This window comes from Streptomyces sp. NPDC087440 (assembly GCF_044744005.1).
In the GTDB taxonomy this organism is placed as follows: Bacteria; Actinomycetota; Actinomycetes; order Streptomycetales; family Streptomycetaceae; genus Streptomyces.
Genome location: NZ_JBIUXN010000001.1, coordinates 765825 through 786474, shown reverse-complemented (window position 1 = coordinate 786474; position 20650 = coordinate 765825). Strand labels below are relative to the sequence as shown.

General features: G+C 72.7%; 13 protein-coding genes. 7 read left to right on the top strand and 6 right to left on the bottom strand.

The genetic code is table 11. The annotated features are described in order from the left end of the window. Positions 1-6: 6 nt before the first annotated feature. Both ACIO3O_RS03525 and ACIO3O_RS03520 read right to left on the bottom strand, forming a co-directional pair. The gene (locus ACIO3O_RS03525; RefSeq protein WP_401741366.1) at positions 7-1947 is read right to left on the bottom strand and encodes a reprolysin-like metallopeptidase; all 1941 of its coding nucleotides are present in this window, start codon (positions 1945-1947) and stop codon (positions 7-9) included. Positions 1948-2052: 105 nt separating this feature from the next. Beyond that, positions 2053-2745 carry a winged helix-turn-helix domain-containing protein gene (locus ACIO3O_RS03520; protein WP_401741363.1) on the bottom strand — a complete coding sequence of 231 codons (693 nt, stop codon included), beginning with the start codon at positions 2743-2745 and terminating at the stop codon, positions 2053-2055. A gap of 77 nt (positions 2746-2822) precedes the next feature. Between ACIO3O_RS03520 and def the strand changes: the two genes are divergently transcribed. Beyond that, positions 2823-3482, top strand: coding sequence for a peptide deformylase (gene def, locus ACIO3O_RS03515; protein WP_401741362.1), 660 nt, complete (start codon positions 2823-2825; stop codon positions 3480-3482). Positions 3483-3530: 48 nt separating this feature from the next. Here the strand turns inward: def and ACIO3O_RS03510 are convergent, their stop codons facing one another. Next, a complete protein-coding gene (locus ACIO3O_RS03510; protein ID WP_401741360.1) occupies positions 3531-5483 on the bottom strand; it encodes a hypothetical protein in 1953 nt (650 codons plus the stop codon). A gap of 151 nt (positions 5484-5634) precedes the next feature. Between ACIO3O_RS03510 and ACIO3O_RS03505 the strand changes: the two genes are divergently transcribed. The 6 genes from ACIO3O_RS03505 (at position 5635) to ACIO3O_RS03480 (ending at position 16309) form a co-directional block, all read left to right on the top strand. Beyond that, entirely contained in the window at positions 5635-7320 is a 1686-nt protein-coding gene (locus ACIO3O_RS03505) for a TIGR02677 family protein (RefSeq protein ID WP_401741358.1), read from the top strand. Continuing rightward, positions 7317-8537, top strand: a complete 1221-nt coding sequence (locus ACIO3O_RS03500; protein WP_401741356.1) for a TIGR02678 family protein — start codon at positions 7317-7319, stop codon at positions 8535-8537. The genes ACIO3O_RS03505 and ACIO3O_RS03500 overlap by 4 nt, the downstream gene beginning before the upstream one ends. A 2-nt stretch (positions 8538-8539) precedes the next feature. Further along, positions 8540-12805 carry a TIGR02680 family protein gene (locus tag ACIO3O_RS03495; protein WP_401741354.1) on the top strand — a complete coding sequence of 1422 codons (4266 nt, stop codon included), beginning with the start codon at positions 8540-8542 and terminating at the stop codon, positions 12803-12805. Next, complete coding sequence (locus tag ACIO3O_RS03490; protein WP_401741352.1) at positions 12802-14205, top strand: TIGR02679 family protein; 1404 nt, start codon at positions 12802-12804, stop codon at positions 14203-14205. The genes ACIO3O_RS03495 and ACIO3O_RS03490 overlap by 4 nt, the downstream gene beginning before the upstream one ends. Before the next feature lie 87 nt (positions 14206-14292). Then, entirely contained in the window at positions 14293-15369 is a 1077-nt protein-coding gene (locus ACIO3O_RS03485; RefSeq protein ID WP_401741350.1) for a YihY/virulence factor BrkB family protein, read from the top strand. Positions 15370-15499: 130 nt separating this feature from the next. Beyond that, positions 15500-16309, top strand: coding sequence for a hypothetical protein (locus tag ACIO3O_RS03480; protein WP_401741349.1), 810 nt, complete (start codon positions 15500-15502; stop codon positions 16307-16309). Positions 16310-16325: 16 nt separating this feature from the next. On the opposite strand, the gene ACIO3O_RS03475 is transcribed toward ACIO3O_RS03480, so the two are convergent. The 3 genes from ACIO3O_RS03475 to nirB are packed head-to-tail and all read right to left on the bottom strand — an operon-like array spanning position 16326 to position 20617. Beyond that, positions 16326-17666, bottom strand: a complete 1341-nt coding sequence (locus ACIO3O_RS03475; RefSeq protein WP_401741347.1) for a nitrate/nitrite transporter — start codon at positions 17664-17666, stop codon at positions 16326-16328. Between the two features lie 18 nt (positions 17667-17684). Then, positions 17685-18059 carry a nitrite reductase (NAD(P)H) small subunit gene (locus ACIO3O_RS03470; RefSeq protein ID WP_401741344.1) on the bottom strand — a complete coding sequence of 125 codons (375 nt, stop codon included), beginning with the start codon at positions 18057-18059 and terminating at the stop codon, positions 17685-17687. Further along, positions 18056-20617, bottom strand: a complete 2562-nt coding sequence (gene nirB / locus ACIO3O_RS03465) for a nitrite reductase large subunit NirB (RefSeq protein ID WP_401741875.1) — start codon at positions 20615-20617, stop codon at positions 18056-18058. Before nirB ends, ACIO3O_RS03470 begins: the two co-directional genes overlap by 4 nt. Positions 20618-20650 lie beyond the last annotated feature (33 nt).

Sequence of the window (20650 nt, the reverse complement as noted above, 5' to 3'; positions counted from 1 at the left end):
CCTCGGTCAGCGGACGTACTGGAGCGAGGTGGTACGGGTGTTGTAGTTGTACGTGACGTGGCCGCCCTGGAAGTTCTGGCGCAGGAGGTGGCGTTCCGGGCGGTACTCCGTGCCCGTCGGGAAGCCGAGGCCGCCCTGTTCCCAGCCCTGGGCCGCCCAGCGGTTGCGGATCGCGCCGCGCACCTGGTGGGCGCCGGTCCGTGCGGACCAGTACAGGGAACGGTCGTTCTGGAAGTGCTGGAACCAGCCCGGCTTGGCGGCGGGCGTGCGGGCGACGGGGCCGAGCGGGCAGCCCAACGGCTGTCGTGGACCGTCCAGTTGCTGCCAGAGGCGGCCGATCGCACCGGGCGAGGTGGGGTGCACGCAGGCGTAGTGGGCGACCAGGGTGTGGTCGCGGTCCATGGTGACGGTGATCGGGTCGGCCGTTCCGGCGGGTCTGCCGTCGAGGGTCCAACTGGTCATCCGGTACCCGGGGTTGGGGTTGGCGGGGACGGTGACGCGCGTGCCTTCGGGGTACGGTCCGCGAGGTGCCTGGACGCCGCCGGTGGTGGTGAGGGTGTAGGTGGCCGCGGGCGGTGGGGGCGTGTTCTCGCGGTAGGCGGCGACGACCGGGCCGGTCTGCCGGAGCACGCGCACCGCGTCGTGGCGGGCGTCCCCGAGCGGCTGTCCGTTGTGGGAGTGCAGCGGGTTGGAGTACTGCGGGACGGTCGTGCAGCCGCCGCAGGCCGAGCGGTACGCCATGATCGTGTGGAAGCTGCGGTCGGCGGGGACGTAACCGCGGTTGTAGGGGAGGAAGGGGTTCTCGAAGTCCTGGCCCTGCTGGCGGAGGGTCGCGTCGTCGTGGTCGAGGCCCAGGTTGTGGCCGAGCTCGTGGGCGACGACGTACAGCGGGCCCGGAACGGCGTCGATGCGGGCGGCCGAGATGTAGCTGCGGGAGGTCTCGGGCGAGGGGAGCGTCGGCTTGAGCGCGTGGCCGAGCCAGGTGCTGCCGTTGCGCGGGACCAGGGCGAGGACCAGGTCGGCCCTGCTCTCCTCGCGCACCGCGTCGACCTTCGGTTCGGGGGAACCGGTGGCCCAGCCGCCGAGCCAGTTCACGACGGCGGTGGTGTCCTGCCCGCCCGCGTAGCCGGTGGTGTCGATCGGGAAGACCTTGACGATCCGGACGCTGAGTCCGTCGGCGCCGCTGTCGGCCAGCGCCTGGTTCATCCGGCTCACGGAAGCCTCGGCCCGGGTCCTGACGCCTGCCTCACCGCCCGCTTCCTGGCCGGCGGCGGGGAGGTAGCCGACGGCGAGGTCGATGACGGACGGGGCGATGCCGTTGTGCGCCCGGGGCTTGCCGGGGTGCTGCGGCTTCGGGGCGTGGGGCCTTTCCGCGTACGGCTGCTGCGGCTTCGCGGCGTGGGGCCTTGCCGCGTACGGCCGCTGCGGCTTCCCGGCCGTCGGTACGGAGGAGGCGTCGTCCCGCGCGGGGACCGGCATCCTCGCCGGATCGACCTCCTCGACCCGCGTCCGCCCCGTCGCGTCCGCCGCGATCGTGTAGGAAAGGTTCCTGATCGGTACGTCGCCCGCGACGGTGAGCGGTGTCGCCGCATCCCCGCAGAGGCCGTCGAAGGCCAGGGAGACCGGCTGATGCTCGGGGTCGTCCCGCAGGTGTCCGGCCCACACCACCGTTCCCGCGTACCCGCGCCCGACGGACTCGGTGGTCAGTTCCGCCGTGACGCCGGGGAGGAGCGGGAGGGTGAGGTCGGTGCGCGCGCCGGGGGCGCAGAGGCCGCTCAGGTCCTCCTTGCGGACGTCGAGCGGGCCCGAGCGCAGGACCCACGGGCGGTCGGGGTCCGGCCCGGCGTCCGCTGCTTCGGCGTGCGCACGGGCCGCCGCCGGAACGATCATCGCGAGGGCGGCCGCCGCCGCGCACCCCGCCCACCAGATTCTTCGTACCTCGGACACGTGCCCTGATCTTCCTCGGTCGCCGACAGCTCCAGGGGTACGCCGTTCCGGCCCGCTCCCCCACCGGGAGCGGGCAAATGGCGCAGCAGGGGGCGCGGGCCGGGCTCAGCCCGACCGGCCCGGGTTCTCCGGCAGCAGCGGGAAGAGCCGGGCGATCACGGCCACCGGCGCGGTGCCCGCCGGGCGGGCGGCCGGGTGCGCCTCGCGGTCCTGGAAACGGGCGAGGAGGTGACGTACCGAAGCGGCGAGTTCCGCCGTCTCCTGCGGGGTCAGGTGGACCACGGCGCTGAAGGACTCGTCGTGCTGCCAGGCGTCCGGGGCCTCGTCCCGGTGGGTCAGCCAGTGCTGGTGGCTGGTGTCCTCCAGGCTGCGGGCGAGCGTGGTGAAGGGGTGCTGCCGGTCCGGTGCCGCCCCGTCGGGCTGGTCGGACTCCCAGCGCAGGCGCCACGGCCGGGCGCGGCCGCCCTGGTGCGGGGCCTCCTCGATCAGGCCGTGGCGGGCGAGCTGGCGCAGGTGGAAGGAGCAGAGGCCGGAACTCTCGCCGAGTCGGGCGGCCGCCTCGGTGGAGGTGACTGTGCCGACCTCGGCGAGCAGGTCGAGGAGGGCGATGCGGAGGGGGTGGTCGGGGAGGGTCTTGGGGGCGCGCGGGAGGGGGGTGGCCCGGCGAAGGCGGTCACGGGCGTCGGATTGCTTGGCCTCGTAGGGCTGCTTGTCCTCGTGAGTCCGCTTGGCCTCGTACGGCTGCTCGCCCTCGCGGGTCCGCTTGGCCTCGTCGGATTGCTTGTTCTCGTCGGTCACTTTGCAAAGAGTGCTACTTTGCAAAGCATTCGGCAAGCCGACTGCGCCGGTCGGCACAAAGAGGAGGAGCGGCAGCCATGGCCAAGGGGCTCGAGGAGCTCGCACAGGACCGCCGGGTACGGGCGCAGGGTGAGCCCGTCGACTCGTATCCGCGCATCTCGCCGGAGGCAGGGCGGGGTGCGGTGCGGCGGATCACCGTCGTCGGCGAGGAGGTCCTGCGGCGGCGGTGCCGGGAGGTCGTGGAGTTCGGGACGCCCGAACTGGCGCGGCTGATCGACGACATGTTCGCCACGAACCAGGTGGCGGAGGGGGCCGGGCTCGCCGCCAACCAGATCGACGTGGACCTGCGGGTCTTCGTCTGGGACATCACGGACGACTGGGGCGTGCGGCATGTCGGGCACATCGTCAATCCCGTACTGGACGAGGTTCCGGCGGAAGAGCGGGAGTTGATCGAGGAGTCGGAGGGGTGCCTGTCCGTTCCCGGGCCGTACCGGACGGTGCCCCGGCTCGACCGGGCCGTCGTCCGGGGACGCGACAAGGACGGGAATGCGCTGGTCATCGAGGGGCGGGGGTACTTCGCCCGGTGCCTCCAGCACGAGACGGACCACCTGAACGGCCACCTCTACCTGGACCGCCTCGCCCAGCGGGAACGGAAGTCCGCCCTGCGGGAGATGGCGGAGGCCCGGGAGAAGGTGTTCGCGCGGCGGGCCGCCAACGCCGAACGGCTCGGCAAGTAGGGTGCCGGGCAGCCCCGTGGGTGGGGTGCCCGGGCCGGATTCACCCCGTCAGCGCGCGGCGGGAGGGCTGGGCCAGGCTGCCGCTTCCGCCGCCGCGTCGAGAACGTCTCCCAGCCTCAGCCATGCGGCAGGCCCGGAGTTCCCGATGGGCGCGTGCGCGAACCGCTTCCAGGCCTCGTCGGTGAGGAGCGCGGCACGCACCTCCGCCATGACCAGCGGATGCACCGGCCTGTCCCACCCATCGCCCTCCGCGTAGGGGGCTAGGGTGCCGAGCGCGGTCCAGGCCGGGAGTGCTCGTACCGTGTCCGACCGGCATGCGGGGTGGTCCAGCACGAACCAAGCCCACCTTTCACGATCCTGCGGTCCTCCGCCCATGCGCTTGCGAAGTTCCCGTGTGATGCACAGCAGCAGGTGCCCGGCGGGCTCGGAGTGCCGGGTGAGGACGTCCTCGACGAACTCGGTCTCCTGGCTCAGCCGGTGCAGCACAAGGGAGACGAGGGCCTTCTCGATCAGCCCGTCGTGTCCCGGGTGCTCCTCCAGGTACGCACGCAGCGCAGCCTCCTTCAGCTCGCCGAGGCGGCGCACCGTCACGGTGTCCGGGTCGCCCAGGGGCGGCTCGGTCCGTACGACCGGGGGCCTCGGAGGCGGCTGGGGATCAGTCACGGCGGTGATCGCGTCGAGGACGGCGCGGCCCTTCTCGCCGTCCGCCGACTCGGTCCGCGAGAAACTCGCTCGTCTGCGGGCGGCCCGCACCATGCCCCGCGCGGCAGCCTTGGCCTGTTCGTCCAGCTCGGGAAGGTGCGCCAGGACCACGGGCACCCAGGCGAGGTCCGTGGGACGCGGACCGGACCAGTCGTCCCGGGGGGCCTCCCACAGTCGGAGAGCCTCCGCCGTGGCCCGGGCGAACTCCTCGGTCAACTGCGCCAGTTCTTCGGGGGACGCACGCCAGTCCCTCGGCTGCCCCTGGGGGGAAGTCGCCTCGTCCGGCCACAGGATGTGCCGCCAGGTGCCGTCCGCCGCTGTCGCTCGCGCTCCCCACTCCAGCGCGGCGTCGCAGTTGAGCTCCACCATCACGCCGCCCAGACGCAGCACATCGTGGACGTACGCCAGCCGGTCAGCGGACAGTCCTGCCAGCTCATCGGCGAATCGGCGGCGCACCTCGGCCTCGTCGTCACCGTCCCTCACGAGGCGTGCCATGCGCGTCAGCAACACCTCTGCGGCGAACTCCTCCAGTTCTTGCTCGGCCAGCTTCCGGAGCAGGTGCGGTTCCACCTTCCAGGGCAGCTCCTTCATCAGCTGTCTGCGGATCACCTTGCCGAATTGAGCCTCGTCCGCACGCAGAACGGCCTCTTCGTGCCGATCGGGATGCGCATGGAGCACGAAGGACCACATACGTCCCCACGCCTGGTGTGCCTCCTGGTGCCGCCTCCGGCCGTATTCCGAATCCACCCCCTCGTACGTCGGAGCCGTCGGCATCACCTCGAACGCCGCCGCGAAGACCACGTCGTGCAGCTCCCGCCCCCGCAGCACCAACTGCGGCACCGTCGGCTCGTCGAGCAGCTCCCTCGTCATGCTCGGTGGCGACGGCACGCGCCGCTTCACCTCTTCCGCCACTCCCCCCGCCACCACGGCACCGCTGTCGGCCCGCCCCAGGCAGGCGAGCTGTTCGGGCGGGCAGTCGGCCAGCGTGGAGCGCAGCAGGTCGGGCGGGCAGTCCGGATGCCCCAGGGCCAGCGCCGCAAGGTCCATCCGTTGCTCCGGATACCAGTGCCGCACCTCGCGTGTTCCTCGGCGCACCGCGGCCTCCAGCATCCAGCGCGGAGCACTCTCCCGGTACGCCTTGCCCAGCAGCGCCGTCAGCGCGGCCTCCGCCCGGTGCCCGTCGGGATCGGCGCGGAGCTGCTCCGCGACGAGACGCGCCTGCACCGAGTCCGGCTCCGCCTCGCGGGCGAGCGTCCCCAGGAACTCCACCGGCAGCCGCGGCCCCTCCACCGTCGCCATGCGCACCACACCTCGTCTCTCCGCACCCCCGTTCGGCCGGTGCCCCGGGAAGTTGCTTCAGCCTCGCACGCGGCACTGACAACGCCCCCGGCCCTGCTGGATTCAGGACATTCCACCCGGCGGCTCGCCCGTATGGGTGACAATGGCGGCGATGAACGAGACGCCCCCGCCTGCGGTCGCCGCAGCTTCCGCAGGCTCGGTCCCGACGGAGGGCTACGGCCCCTTCGCCCATCTGACCGTCCCGGACTCCGCTCTGTACCGGCAGGTCATGGCCGTATTCCTGGCGGCGAAGCAGCGGTTCGTGGTGCATCTGCGGCCCGAGGACGTCTACTCCGCGCTTGCCCCCGCGGACCGTCCGGCCGATCCGGCGACGGTCGTCAGCAAGCTGGACTCGCTCGTGAAGTGGGGGAATCTGCGGGCCGACCCGGACACGGCGCGGGTGACGGCGGTGGAGGACTTCTACCGGAAGCGGCTCATCTACCAGCTCACGCAGGCCGGGGAGGCTGCGGAGGAGGCCCTTCAGACGTACGGCACAGCCCTCGGTCGGCGCGGGGCGCTCCAGGCGGTCGCGCTGCACGACATCGTCACGCAGTTGCGGGTACTGCTCGTGCTGAGCGGCGAGGAGGAGCCCGACCCGGCGAAGGTGCATCTGGCGTTGGACGCCCTGACCAGCCGTTTCACCGCGCTGGCGGACAATGCGCGGGCCTTCATGGGTTCGCTCCAGCGCACCATCGACCTGCACGACGTCGAGGTCGAGGTGTTCCTCGCGTACAAGGACCGGCTCATCCAGTATCTGGACCGCTTCATCCACGATCTGATCACGCTGGGCGGGCGCATCGCGGGGCTGCTGCTCGATCTCGATGCCGTCGTGGGTCCGCTGCTGCGCATCGCTTCCGTGCGGGAGGCCGTCGACGCGTCGCCCGAGGAGGCGGAGCGCGCCGAGCGGGAGGCATTCGAACGGTGGACGGGGCGCTGGTCGGGGCTCACCGCCTGGTTCGTGTCGCAGGAGGGGCGGGATTCGCAGGCACGGCTGTTGCGCGGGCGGGCGCTGGGCGCGATTCCGCAATTGCTGGCGGTCGTACGGGTGCTCAATGAGCGGCGTTCGGGAAGGTCGGACCGCTCGGCCGACTTCCGGGCCCTGGCCCGCTGGTTCGCCGAGGCCCCCGACGACGAGGCGCGGCACCGGCTGTGGCGCACGGCGTTCGGCCTGTACCCGGCCCGGCACCTCACCGTCGACGCCGACACCCTCGCCGACCGCGTCGCCCGCCCTGTGCGGCCGAGCACTCCGTGGGGGGAGGCCGAGCCGCTGCGGATCAGCCCGCAGTTGCGGCGTACGGGCAGTTACGAACGCCGGGGCAAGCCGAGGAAGGTCGTCGACCGGTCCGAGGGGAAGCGACAGCTCGCCGAGTACGCGGCCAAGCAGGCGGCGGAGATCGCGGCGGCCCGCAGCCGACTGGCGACCCGGGGCGAGGTACGGCTGTCGACGCTCGGCGAGTTCGACCCGTTGGCCTTCGGGCTGTTCCTCCAGTTGCTCGGGGACGCGCTCGCCACGTGGCGGCCCGACACCACGCGCACCGTCGCCACCAGCAACGACGGTTCGATGGAGATCAGGCTCGGTGCGCTGGAGGGGGCCGGGGAGGCGGAGATCCGCACTCCTGCCGGGGTGTTCCGCGGGCCGGACCACACCGTCGAAATCGTCGACCTGACCGCCCGGCCACAGGAGCCCGCGCGAGCATCCCGGTGGGACTCACCGCCCGACCCCTCTGCCGCCGAAGCCCGCACGACCACCCCGCCGGATCACCTCGCCCCCGACCGCCCCGCCCAGGAGCCCGCATGAACACGCCGCTCGCCGAAGTCCTGGAGGGGCAGCACGCAGCCGAGATGCGCAAGGCCTCCCGCGCCCTGCTCAAGGAGCCGCTGCTGCTCTCGCGCGGCCCGCACGCGGACGAGTTCCGGCTGGTGCGCCGCCATGCCGCCGAGCTGCGCGACTGGTTCAGTAAGAACACGGGCTGGCCCCTCCAGCTCGACACCGAGTCCGCCCGGCTGCGCAAGATCCCCGGCGCCCCCGTCGATGCCACCCACCCCGCCCGGGAGGCCTCGCGTGCGGCGCAGCCCTTCACCCGGCGTCGCTACGTACTGCTCTGCCTCACCCTGGCCGCCCTGGAGCGCGGCGAGTCGCAGATCGCGCTGGGCAGGCTCGCCGGCCAGGTGGTGCTGGACTCCTCCGACCCCCACCTCGCGGCTGCCGGAATCGAGTTCACGCTGGAGCGGCGCGACGAACGGCTCGACCTCGCGGCGGTGGTCCGGCTCCTGCTGCGGTACGGGGTGCTGCGTCGGGTCGCGGGCGACGAGGACGCGTACGTGAGCGGGGCGGGCGACGTGCTGTACGACGTCGAGCGGCGCGTCCTGGCGGGCCTGCTGGCCACCCGGCAGGGGCCATCCCTGGTGCGGGAGCAGGGATTCGAAGAGCGGATGGACCGGCTCACCGCCGAAACGGCCCTGGAGAGCGACGAGTTGCGGTTCAAGGCGATCCGCCACCACTTGACCCGTCGGCTGCTCGACGACCCAGTCCTCTACTACGACGAGCTGTCCGACGCCGAGCTGGCCTACCTCACCCGCCAGCGCGCCTTCCTCATCACTCGCATCACCGAGCTGACCGGCCTGGTCGCCGAGGTCCGCGCCGAGGGCATCGCCATGGTCGACCCGCTGGACGACCTGACCGACGTACGGATGCCGGAACAGGGCACCCATGGGCACGTCACCCTGCTGCTGGCCGAACACCTCGCCTCGGCCACCGGCCCGGTCACGACGGCGGAACTGCAGCGACAGGTACGCCAACTGGCCGCCGAGCACGGGAGTTTCTGGGCGAAGAGCGCCCGGGAGCCCGGGGCCGAGCCCGAACTCGTCGAGCAGGCGCTGGCCAAGCTCACGTCCCTGGGCCTCGCCGCCCGTACCCCCGCAGGTGTCGTTCCCCGCCCGGCCCTGGCCCGGTACGCGGTGGGCGAGACCGTCGTACTCGAAGCAGCCGCGTCCCGGAAGGCCCCGCAGAAGTGACCGTGTTCCCCGCTCAGGACACCCACGAGGCCCCGGCCTCCTCCGTGCTGCCCGTACCCGGCCGGACCCGTTGGCAGCCGTTGCGCATCGGGCTGGTCGATCTCTTCTACTACGACGACGAGGAGTTCTGGTTCCGCGACGGCCGGCTCCTGCTGCGTGGCAACAACGGCACCGGCAAGTCCAAGGTCCTGGCGCTCACGCTGCCCTTCCTGCTGGACGGCGACCTGTCCTCGCGCCGGGTGGAGCCGGACGGCGATCCGCTCAAGCGGATGGAGTGGAACCTGCTGCTGGGCGGGGAGCACCCGCATCCGGAGCGGCTCGGGTACACCTGGATCGAGTTCGGCCGCCGCGACGAGAACACCGGGCAGGCCCATTTCCGTACGCTCGTCTGCGGGTTGAAGGCCGTCACCGGCCGGGGCATCGCCCGGCACTGGTACGCGGTCACCGACCAGCGCGTCACGGTGGACCTGAGCCTGCTCGACGCGACGGGCACCGCGCTGTCCCGGGACCGGCTCGTGGAGGCGGTGGAGGGGCGCGGCATGGTCTTCGACCAGGCCAAGGCGTACCGCAGGGCGGTGGACGAGGCGCTGTTCGGCCTGGGTGAGCAGCGGTACGCGGCACTGGTCGACCTGCTGGTGCAGTTGAGGCAGCCGCAGCTGTCGAAGCGGCCCAACGAGGCAGCTCTGTCACGGGCGTTGACGGAGTCGCTGCCGCCGATGGACCAGGCGGTGATCGCAGACGTGGCGGAGGCGTTCCGTTCGCTGGACGAGGAGAAGGAGGAGCTGCGGGCGGCGTCCGAGGCGGAGCGGGCGGCGACCGCGTTCCTGGAGCACTACCGGCGGTACGCGCGGGTGGCGTCGAGGCGTCGGGCCAGACTGCCGCGTACGGAGCATTCGCGGTACGAGAACCTGCACCGCGACCTGACCGTGGCGCAGGGCCAACGTCTGGACGCCGAGCAGGCGCGGTCACAGGCGGCGGAACAGCTTGCGGTACTGGAGGAGACAGCGACGCGGCTGCGCGCGGAGGACACGGCGCTGCGGGCCGGGCCCGAGATGCGCAGCGCACGCGAGCTGGAGCAGGCGTCCGCCGATGTGTCCCGCACGGAGGGGGAGCTGACGCGCGCCGAGGGCGACCGGCAACAGGCCGCGCAGGCGCACACCCGGGCGCTGGGGCGGCTCGGAGCTGCGGAGAACCGGTTGCGGTCGGCCGAGGACGCGCTGGCCGAGACCCTGGCTCGGGCGGCGGAGGTCTCCCGTCGGGCCCGGCTGGACGGCGAGCTGCGCACCGACGGCGCCCCGCCGGCCGAGCTGCGGCGCATGTCCGGTGAGGCGGTGGCGCGCCGGCGTCGCACGGTCGACCACGTGGAGGAGCTGGCGGGGCGCGCAAGGCTGGCGGCGGCCGAGCGGACGGCTGCGGCCCAGCGGCTCGACGAAGCACAGGCGGAGGTCGTCGCCACCGGTGCGCAGCAGGCCGAGGCGGCGGAGACGGTGGCCGAGGCGGGCGTCCGTCTCGTGGAGGGCGTACGTGAACACCTCGACGGCTGCACGGAGTTGAGGGTGGCTGACCCCGAGGGTCTGCTGGACCGGTTGCAGGACTGGACGCCGCTCCTGTCCGGCCCGAACCCGGCACGGGCCGAGGCGTCGGCCGCACACCGTGAGCTGTCGGCCTCGCTGGCGGACGAGGCGGCGTCCTGGACGCGGGCGGGGACGGAGCTGCGGGAGCGGAAGGCTGCCGCCGACGCCGAAATGGCGACGCTGGAGGCGGGCGGCCAGCGCGGTCCCAAGGCGCCGCACACTCGGGGCAGGGACGTCCGCGAAACGGCGGCGGGGGCTCCGCTGTGGCGCCTCGTCGACTTCCACGAGACGGTGTCGGCGGCCGAACGGGCAGGCCTGGAGGCCGCGTTGGAGGCTTCCGGTCTGCTGGACGCATGGGTGCGGCCGGACGGGACGGTGCTGGGGGCCGCCTGGCGGGGCGCAGCGGATGCCGTACGGCACGACGTGCTGCTGGCTCCGGATTCCGGCCCGGTTGCCGGGCCTTCGCTGGCGTGGGCACTACGCCCTGCCGTCGACCGGGGGGACCCGCGGGCCTCGGCGGTGGGCGAGGCTGTGGTGGCCGGGCTGCTGGAGGCCATCGGGCTCGACGAGGGCGCGGGTACGGACGTGGACGCGGGTACGGGTGAGGACGTGGGCCCGGCTACGGGTGTGGCGGGAGTGGGCACCGGCCTGTCCGGGAACGGTCGCACCTGGGTGGCGGCCGACGGCCGGTTCCGGGTGGGCGCGCTGAGCGGCAGCTGGGCGAAGCCCGCCGCCGAGTACGTCGGGGAAGGCGCCCGGGAAGTGGCGCGGCGGGCCCGGATCGCCGGGTTGCGGGCCGAACTGGACTCCGTTGGGGTCGAGTTGGCACACGCCACCGCCGCCCACGCGGCGGTTTCGGCACGGCGCCGCACCCTGGACGCCGAACTGGGCTCCGTACCCGACGATGCGGAGCTGCGGCAGGCCCACGCGCAGGTGACGGCCGCCCAGCAGGCCGCCCGCCGGTCGGCCGAACGGCACGACCTGCTGTCCGGGAGGCTGGCCGACGCCGTACGCGCGGCGGGCTATGCTGAAACTGAACTGATCGGCGCAGCAAAGGACTTGGGCCTCCCGCACGACCGGCCCGGGCTGCTCGCGGTACGTAGCGCGCTGGCCGAGTACGACGTGGTGCTCGCCACGCTCTGGCCCACTCTGCGCGAGCGCACCGAGTCGGTGGCGGGCGTGACCACGGAACGCGAGGAAACGGAAGCTGCCGCGCTGCGGGTACGGGAGTTCGCACAGCGCGCGGAAGCCGCATCGCACGCGTCGGTGGCCGCCAACTCGCGCTACGACACGCTGCGTTCGACGGTGGGCGCGGCGGTCGAGGAGCTGGAGCGGCGGCTCACCGCGACGGCGGAGGCGTTGCGCGCCTGCGAGGGGGAGCAACAGCGGACCTCGGATGCGCACACCGTGGCGGACCGGGACCTGGTCCGCGCGGAGACCCGTATCGAGGAGCTGGAGAAGAACGTCGCCGAAGCGGTCGCCACCCGGACCGAGGCCATCGGCGCGCTCCAGCGCTTCGCGGGAACGGGACTGCTCGCGGTCGCGCTGCCCGAACTCGCGGTACCCGCGCCGAACGGCGAGCTCTGGGCGGCGACACCCGCCATCGCACTGGCCCGCTCCGTCGAGGCGGAGCTGGCGGCGGTCGACGACTCCGAGGGCGCCTGGGAGCGGGTGCAGCGCCACCTCAGCGAGGAGTACAAGAAGCTCCAGGACTCCTTGTCGAGGCACGGGCACACCGCGTCGGCCCGGATGGTCGAGGACGGCATGCTCGTCGACATCGTCTACCAGGGCCGGGAGCGCGCGGTACCGGAGCTGGCCGAAGCGCTGACCGTGGAGGTCGGAGAACTCCAGCGCATCCTCTCTGCCCATGAGCGCGAGATCCTGGAGACCCACCTGCTGACCGAAGTGGCGGGCACGCTCCAGGAGTTGATCGGCGCGGCGGAGCGGCAGGTGGCGCGGATGAACCGGGAGCTGGAGGAGCGCCCCACCTCCACCGGTATGAAGCTGCGCCTGGTGTGGCGGCCGTCCCGCAGGGCTCCGGCCGGGCTCGCCCAGGCACGTACGCAGCTGCGACAGTCGGCGGACGCCTGGTCCGTGGAGGACCGCTCGGCCGTGGGCGAGTTCCTCCAGGCGCAGATCGCACAGCAGCAGACGGACGACGGTGCGGGCAGCTGGCTGGACCATCTCACGTCGGCGCTGGACTACCGCTCCTGGCACGAGTTCGGCATCGAACGTCATCAGCACGGCAATTGGGTGCCCGCGACCGGCCCGGCCTCGGGCGGCGAGCGCGTGCTGGCGGTCTCCGTTCCGCTCTTCGCCGCCGCGTCCTCGCACTACGCTACGGCGGCCAGCCCCTACGCGCCCCGGCTGGTGACGCTCGACGAGGCGTTCGCGGGGGTGGACGACGACTCGCGCGCGAAGTGCCTGGGGCTGCTGCATGCCTTCGACCTCGACGTGGTGATGACGAGCGAGCGCGAGTGGGCCTGCTACCCGCAAGTGCCCGGCATCGCCATCGCCCAGCTCTCGCGTGTGGACGAAGTGGCCGCAGTGCTGGTGACACGCTGGGAGTGGGACGGCACGCACCGGACACGGGGAGCCGAGCCGGACCTCACCGCCGGGCACATGCCGGAGGGCCCGGCGGGGCCGGAAGTGGGGCCGGAAGCGGGGCGGCAGCTCGGTCGGGAGACCTGGTGACGGCCGCCGCCCCGGGGGCGGACCCCGCACACTCCGGTTGTCACGGCTCGGCCGTCGCCCCGGGGACCGGCCCCGAGGCCGTCCCCGCGCGCTCCGGCCGCCTTGTCCCCGTGGTCGAATCCGTACGTCCGGGACTTCCCGGGGCCGGGGTCGTCCCCGGGGTCGACCTCCCCCGGCTTGCCCGTCTGCTCGGTGGACCGGACACCGCCTGGCTGGTGGAGCGGGTCCGGCGGCGCCTGGAGCGTGAGGAGTCCCTCACCGCGTCCGTTTCGTTGACCGGGCCGTCGCCCGCCCAACGGGCCGCGGCGGAAAGGCTGTTGGGGCGACCGCCCGGCGCCGGGCGCTCCCTCACCGTTCCCCTCGCCGCGGTGGACGCCGTGCTGCGCCGCTCGGGCATCAGCCCGCACGGGCTCGCCGACGCCGTGCTCGCCCTGACCGGCCCCGTGACGCCCCGCCGTGAGGTGGCCGACCGGGAGGCGGAGTCCTGGCGCCGGGCCTACGCCCCGCTGGAGGCCCTGCCGGTCGCCTTCGCGGACTGGGCGGCATCGTTGCGTACGGCGGGAACGGCCCGTCGTCTCGCCCGGACGCCCGAGGCCACTGCCGCCCTCCTCACCCGGGCGGCGACCGTCCTGACCACCCTGCCGCTGCCCGCTCCGTACTCTCCTCCGACCTCGCTGGCCAGCTTCGCCGCCCGGATCGTGGACGATGCGCATGCCCTGGACGACGGAACGGCGCTGGCCACGATCGTCCTCTCGGCCATCAGAGCGGTGAACGGCCTCCCGGACGGCTCGGGAGCACAGTGGCGGCGCGAGGCCTGGGCCTCGGCCGGGCTCCTGCGCGACGACCTGTCCTCCACGGTCCTGGTCCTGAACCTGCGCGGCACCCCTCCCCTGGACTGGCATGCCGACCTGGGTGAACCCGCCGTCCTCACCCTGCGCCAGCTCGCCTCCCGACCGCCGGCCGCCGCCTCGGTCCCGGCCCACGTCCGGATCTGCGAGAACCCGGCCGTGCTCGCCGCCGCGGCCGACGCGCACGGTCCCCACTGCCCCACGCTGATCTGCCTCCAGGGCCAGCCGTCGGCAGCCGCCCTCACCCTGCTGCGCCACCTCCATGCCCAGGGGGCGACGCTGCACTACCACGGCGACTTCGACTGGGGCGGTCTGCGCATCGCCGCCCACCTGCTGAGGCACGTCCCCTGGCGGCCGTGGCGGTTTGCGGCCGCCGACTACCGCGCGGCCGCCACCCGGCGGCCGGGTGCCCCGCTGCTGACGGGAACTCCGGCCGACGCCCCGTGGGACCCGGAACTGCGGCGGGCCCTCGAAGCGGTCGGGCTCCGAGTGGAGGAGGAGTCGGTGGGCGCGGACCTGTTGGCGGACCTCGGTCAGCCGGGCCGGGCCTGACCCTCCGGACAGTGGCCGGGCGGTGCGCCCCGTACGCCGCCCGTGATTCTTCGGGTCGGGAGCCCGTCCGGGGGTACCCGCCACGGCATGACAGACAGCCGTGACAACCAGCGCGAGAGCGAGCCGGGCCCCCGTCCGGACGACCGTCAGGACAGCCGTCCGGGCGACGAGCCGGAAGCACGGACCACCGGCGGGCCCGACAGCCCCACGGACCTCGCCGGACGCTCCTGGTGGGCCGTCCTGAAGCGCACCGGCAAGGAGTTCCTGGAGGACGAGCTGCCCGACCGGGCGGCCTCGCTGACGTACTACGGCGTGCTCTCGGTCTTCCCCGCGATGCTGGTGCTGGTCTCGCTGCTCGGGGTGGTCGGCGAGTCGGCGACGAAGACCGTGCTCGACAACGTGCGCAGCCTGGCGCCCGGTGCGGTGAAGGACATCCTCACGCAGGCGGTGCAGCAGCTCCAGGACAGCGGCGGCACGAGCGGGATCATCGCGATCGTGGGTCTGCTCGCCGCGCTCTGGTCCGCGTCCGGGTACGTCGGGGCGTTCATACGGACCTCGAACGCGATCTACGACATGCCGGAGGGGCGGCCGGTGTGGATGGTGACCCCGTTGCGGGTGGGGCTGACGGTGGTGCTGATGGTCCTGCTGGCGGCCAGTGCGGTGATCGTGGTCTTCACCGGGTCCCTGGCGAAGTGGGCCGGGGAGGCGATCGGGCTCGGCAGCGAGGCGGTCACCGTCTGGTCGGTCGCGAAGTGGCCGGTGCTCCTGGTGCTGGTGGTGCTGATGATCGCGCTGCTCTTCTGGTCGGCGCCGAACGTGCGCGGGCGCGGGTTCCGCTGGATCAGCCCGGGGAGCGTGTTGGCCGTGGTGCTGTGGCTGGCGGCGTCCGGGGGCTTCGCGCTGTACGTCGCGAACTTCGGCTCGTACAACAAGACGTACGGCGCTCTCGCGGGCGTGATCGTCTTCCTGATGTGGCTGTGGTTGTCGAACCTGGCGGTGTTGCTGGGGTTGGAGTTCGATGCGGAGCTGGCCCGGCAGCGGGCCATCAGCGGGGGGCTTCCCGCAGGTGAGGAGCCGTACGTCGAGCCGCGCGACACCCGGAAGTGGCCGGCCAGGATGCGGCGGAACCGGAAGCGGAAGCAGGCCGCCCAGGCTGGGCTGTGAGCCCGGTTACATACGCGATGGGCGTTTTGGTGAGTTTCGTTACGTTCTCTACGTATGACCCACATGTGAGGTCCGTAACTTCGGTGATGTCAGCCCGACACCGCACCGAAGAACGTGGAGTACGCACCCCATGAAGATCAGCCGCAGCACCTTCCGTACCGCCGCCGTCGCCACCGGTGTGGCTGCGGCCCTGGCCCTCCCCGCGACCGCCGCCTTCGCGGACGACGCCACGGACCAGACGGTCACCACGCCGACCGTGCAGAACGACGACACGGTGACCACGCCGCCGAAGGGCGAGGGCCCCGACGCCGACCACACGGCCGGTGACAACCAGCGCGCCAAGGAAGAGGGCGGCGACAAGGACAAGGTCACCACCCCCGGCACGGGCGACGAGACCAAGAAGCCGGACGAGGCGAAGAAGCCCGACGAGACCAAGAAGCCCGACGTCAAGCCCACGGAGCCGTCCTTCATACGTACGGAGAAGCTGGAGGACGGCTCGGTCGCCAAGATCTACAAGACCGGCGACACGTCCTTCAAGGCCGTAATCACCCTGCGTGACGGCAGCACCCAGGTCCTCACGACCGACGGGTCCAAGGACGCCACGGTCCGCCTCCAGGACGGCATGTACATCAGCCTCGCCGCGTCCGACGGCAACGTCGTCTCCTGGTACGACCCGCTGGACAAGCCCAAGCCCCAGCCGAAGCCGAACCACCACCACAACGCCCACCAGAAGCCGCACGTCCACCAGCAGCAGAAGCCCGCCACCAAGCCCGCCCAGAAGGTCTTCCCCAAGGGCGGCGTGAAGGCCGGCGCCGAGAACGTCTCCGGCACTTCCGCCGCGACCGACACCGCCCTCCTCGCGGCGGGCGGCGGTCTGGCCGCGGCCGGTGCGGCCGGTCTCGGCTTCGCGGTCCTGCGCCGCCGCGGCCACCAGGGCTGACCGCGCGCACGCCAGGTCACCTGCGCCGCAGATACACCCCCCAGGTGACCACCAGGCACAGCACGTAGTACACGAGGAACGCCAGGTACGCCGCGTCACCCGTCCCTTCCGTGAGGAAGGACTGCCGGAACGCGACGTTCACCAGCACCCCGCCCAGCGCGCCCACCGCGCCCGCGATGCCGATCACGGCACTCGCCCGGCGGCGGGAACGGTTCGAGGCCTCGGCCCCGTCCACTCCCGCCGCCGTTTCGCGTTCCGCCTGGGCGTGGAAGATGCCGGGGATCATCTTGTACGTCGACCCGTTGCCGAGCCCCGAGAAGAGGAAGAGGGCGACGAAGCCGGTCAGGAACAGCGGCAACGACCCGGCCCGGGAGGCCGCGAAGACCAGCAGCGCCCCCGCCGCCATCGCCACGAAGGTCCAGAAGGTGACCCGCGCCCCGCCCCAGCGGTCGGCCAGCGCTCCGCCGACCGGCCGGATCAGCGAGCCGAGCAGTGGTCCGAGGAAGGTCAGGTACGCGGCGCTGACCGCCGTCGGGAAGTCGCCCCGGAACTGCACCAGCAGCACCTGCCCGAAGGCGAAGCCGAAACCGATGAAGGAGCCGAAGGTGCCGATGTAGAGGAGGGACATCACCCAGGTGTGCGGCTGCCGGGCGGCCTCGCGCAGGGCGCCCCGGTCGTTGCGCAGGGCGGGCAGGTTGTCCATCCGCAGGGCGGCGGCGGCCGCCGCGAACACGATCAGGGGTACGTAGAGGAGCGGTACGAGGCGGGGGTGCGCGGCGCCCGCCGTGGCCAGGACGAGCAGGCCGAGGAGCTGGACGGCGGGGACGCCGAGGTTTCCGCCGCCCGCGTTGATGCCGAGGGCCCGGCCCTTGAGGTGCTGGGGGTAGAAGGCGTTGATGTTGGCCATCGAGGAGGCGAAGTTCCCGCCGCCGATGCCCGCGACGGCCGCCACGCACAGCAGGGTCGTATAGGAAACACCGGGTTCCAGGACGTACGCCGTGAGCAGGGTGGGGAGGAGGAGGGCCAGGGCGGTGACGACGGTCCAGTTGCGGCCGCCGAAGACCGCCACGGCGAAGGTGTACGGCAGCCGCAGCGCCGCGCCGAAGAGGGTGGGGACGGCGGTCAGCACGAACTTTCCGGCCGGGTCGATGCCGTACTCGGGGCCCAGGAAGAGCACCAGGACCGACCACAGGCTCCACACGGAGAAGCCGATGTGCTCGGAGAGGACCGAGAAGACCAGGTTGCGGCGGGCGACCCTGGCGCCGGTGGCGGCCCAGAAGTCGGGGTCCTCGGGGTTCCACCGGTCGAGGGAGGGGCGGGTGGGGGTGGTCCGGGGCGGGCGGACGGTCGTCGTCATGGGGTGCGCCTCACTTCCTTAGGTGGAGGGGGAGTTGGTGCGTACCGGCCAGACCGGGAGGGTGGCCGGGGTGCCGTCCGGGGTCTCGTCCTCGTCGAGGCAGACGCCGGTGCGCAGGTCGAAGGCCTGCTTGTACATCGGGGAGAGGACGACCGGGACGCCGTCGCGGCTGCCGAGGAGGCCGCGCGAGAGGACGTACGCGCCGCTGAAGGGGTCGCGGTTGCCGACGGCGTGGACGGTGCCGGTGCGGTCGCGGTAGAGGGCGATCTGCTCGCCGCCGACGAGGGCGGCGACGCCCCGGCCGGGGACGAGGGAGTCGTACGCGACCACGGGGAACCACCGCTCCCCCACGGCCACTTCGACCATCGCCGCAGCGCCGAGGGTGCTGGTCATACGAGGGACCTCACTTCCAGCGTGGCTCCGGCGACGAAGGTGTCGGCCGGGCCTGCGGGGCGGATCTGCTCGCGCTCCGGCACGAAGCGGATCGTCGGGTCGGGCGTCCCGGGCGCGTTGACGAAGGAGACGAAGCGCGCGAGGCGGTCCGGGTCGTCGAGGGTGGCGCGCCATTCGTCCTCGTACGAGGTGACGTGACGGCTCATCAGGTCGTCCAGGTCGGCGCAGATGCCGAGCGAATCCTCTACGATCACGGCCCGCAGATGGTCGAGGCCGCCCTCCATGCGCTCGATCCAGGGGGCGGTGCGCTCCAGGCGGTCGGCGGTGCGGATGTAGAACATCAGGAAGCGGTCGATGGTGCGCAGGAGCGTGGCGTGGTCGGCGTCGGTGAGGAGGAGGTCGGCGTGGCGCGGGGTCATGCCGCCGTTGCCGCCGACGTAGAGGTTCCAGCCGCTGGAGGTGGCGATGACGCCGAAGTCCTTGCTCTGGGCCTCCGCGCACTCGCGGGCGCAGCCGCTGACGGCGGACTTCAGCTTGTGGGGTGCGCGCAGGCCCCGGTAGCGGAGCTCCAGCTCGATGGCCAGGGCGACGGAGTCCTGGACGCCGTAGCGGCACCAGGTCTGGCCGACGCAGGACTTGACCGTACGCAGGGACTTTCCGTAGGCGTGACCCGACTCGAAGCCAGTGTCGACCAACCGCCGCCAGATGAGCGGGAGTTGGTCGACGGATGCGCCGAACATGTCGATGCGCTGGCCGCCGGTGATCTTCGTGTAGAGGCCGAAGTCGCGGGCGATCTCGCCGATGGTGATGAGTCCGGCGGGGGTGACCTCACCCCCGGGGATGCGGGGGACGACGGAGTAGGAGCCGTTGCGCTGGAGGTTGGCGAGGAAGTGGTCGTTGGTGTCCTGGAGGCCGGCCTGTTCGCCGTCCAGGATGTGGCCGGAGACGGCGTCGCCGAGGGCGGGGCTGAGGGAGGCGAGGACGGAGCCGACGACGGGCTTGCAGATCTCGCAGCCCTCGGAGGAGCCCGCGCCGCCGGGCCCCGGGGTGCCGTGTTCGTCGATCAGGCGGGCGAAGGTGGTGATGCCCCTGACGCGTACGATCTCGTAGATCTCGGCCCGGGTGAGGTCGAAGTGCGCGCACAGCCCACGGCTCAACTCAACTCCCTGGGCAGCGAGTTCGTCGTTCACGAGGGTGGTGAGGAGCTTCACGCAGGAGCCGCAGCCGGTGCCCGCGCGGGTGCACTTCTTCACGGCGGGGACGTCTGCGCAGCCCGTGTCGGCGACCGCCGAGCGGATCGCGCCCTTGGTGACGTTGTGGCAGGAGCAGACGACCGCCTCGTCGGGCAGGGCGATCGGGCCGGGGGCCGCGCCGATGGAGGCGGGCAGCACGAGCTGTTCGGGCGGGGCGGTGAGGGGTGCGCCGGACAGCGCGAGCGGGCGCAGCAGGTCGTACGCATCGGTGTCGCCGACCAGGACGCCGCCGAGGAGGGCGCCGTCCGTGCCGATGACCAGCTTCTTGTAGACGCCCTCGCGACTGTTGGCGTACAGCACTTCGAGGGAGTCGGGGGTGGTGCCGTGGGCGTCGCCGAAGCTGGCGACGTCAACGCCGAGGAGCTTGAGCTTGGTGGACAGGTCGGCGCCCGTGAACTCTCCCTTCTGCCCCGTGAGTTCGGAAGCCACCGCCTCCGCCATCGCATAGCCCGGGGCGACCAGGCCGTAGACCCGGCCGTCGACGGCGAGGGCGCATTCGCCGATGGCCCAGATCGCGGGGTCCTCGGTGCGGCAGTGCGCGTCGACGGTGATGCCGCCGCGTTCGCCGACGGGCAGGCCTGCGGCGCGGGCGAGCTGGTCCCGGGGACGTACGCCCGCGGAGAAGACGACGAGGTCGGTGTCGACGGTCGCGCCGTTGGACAGCACCATGCCGGTGACGGTGCCGTCGGCGGCGGTCTCGACGGTCTGGGTGCCCGCACCCGTGTGCACGATGACGCCCAACTCCTGGATCTTCTCCCGGAGTACGGCACCGCCGCCGTCGTCCACCTGGAGGACCATCAGGCGCGGGGCGAACTCGACGACGTGCGTCTCCAGGCCCATCGCGCGCAGGGCGCCCGCCGCTTCGAGGCCGAGGAGGCCGCCGCCGACGACCGCACCGACGCGGGCGGTGTCCGCTGCCGCGCGGATGGCCTCCAGGTCCTCGATGGTCCGGTAGACGAAGCAGCCGGGGGCGTCGTGGCCGGGGACGGGCGGGACAAAGGGGGAGGAGCCGGTGGCCAGGACGAGGGCGTCGTACGGGAAGACCTCGCCGGTGCGGGCGGTGACGGTGCGGGCCGCGCGGTCGATGGCGGTCGCGGGGTCGCCGAGGCGCAGGTCGATGCCGTGCTTGTCGCCGAACTCCGGTTCCCACAGGGTCAGTTCGGCGGCGCTCGTGCCCGAGAACCACGAGGTGAGGTGGACGCGGTCGTAGGCGGGGCGGGGCTCTTCGGCGAGCACGGTGATCTGCCAGGCGGGTGCGTGGCCGCCGCGCTCGGCGAAGGCTTCGAGGAAGCGCTGGCCGACCATGCCGTGGCCGATGAGGACGAGCCGTCGGGGGGT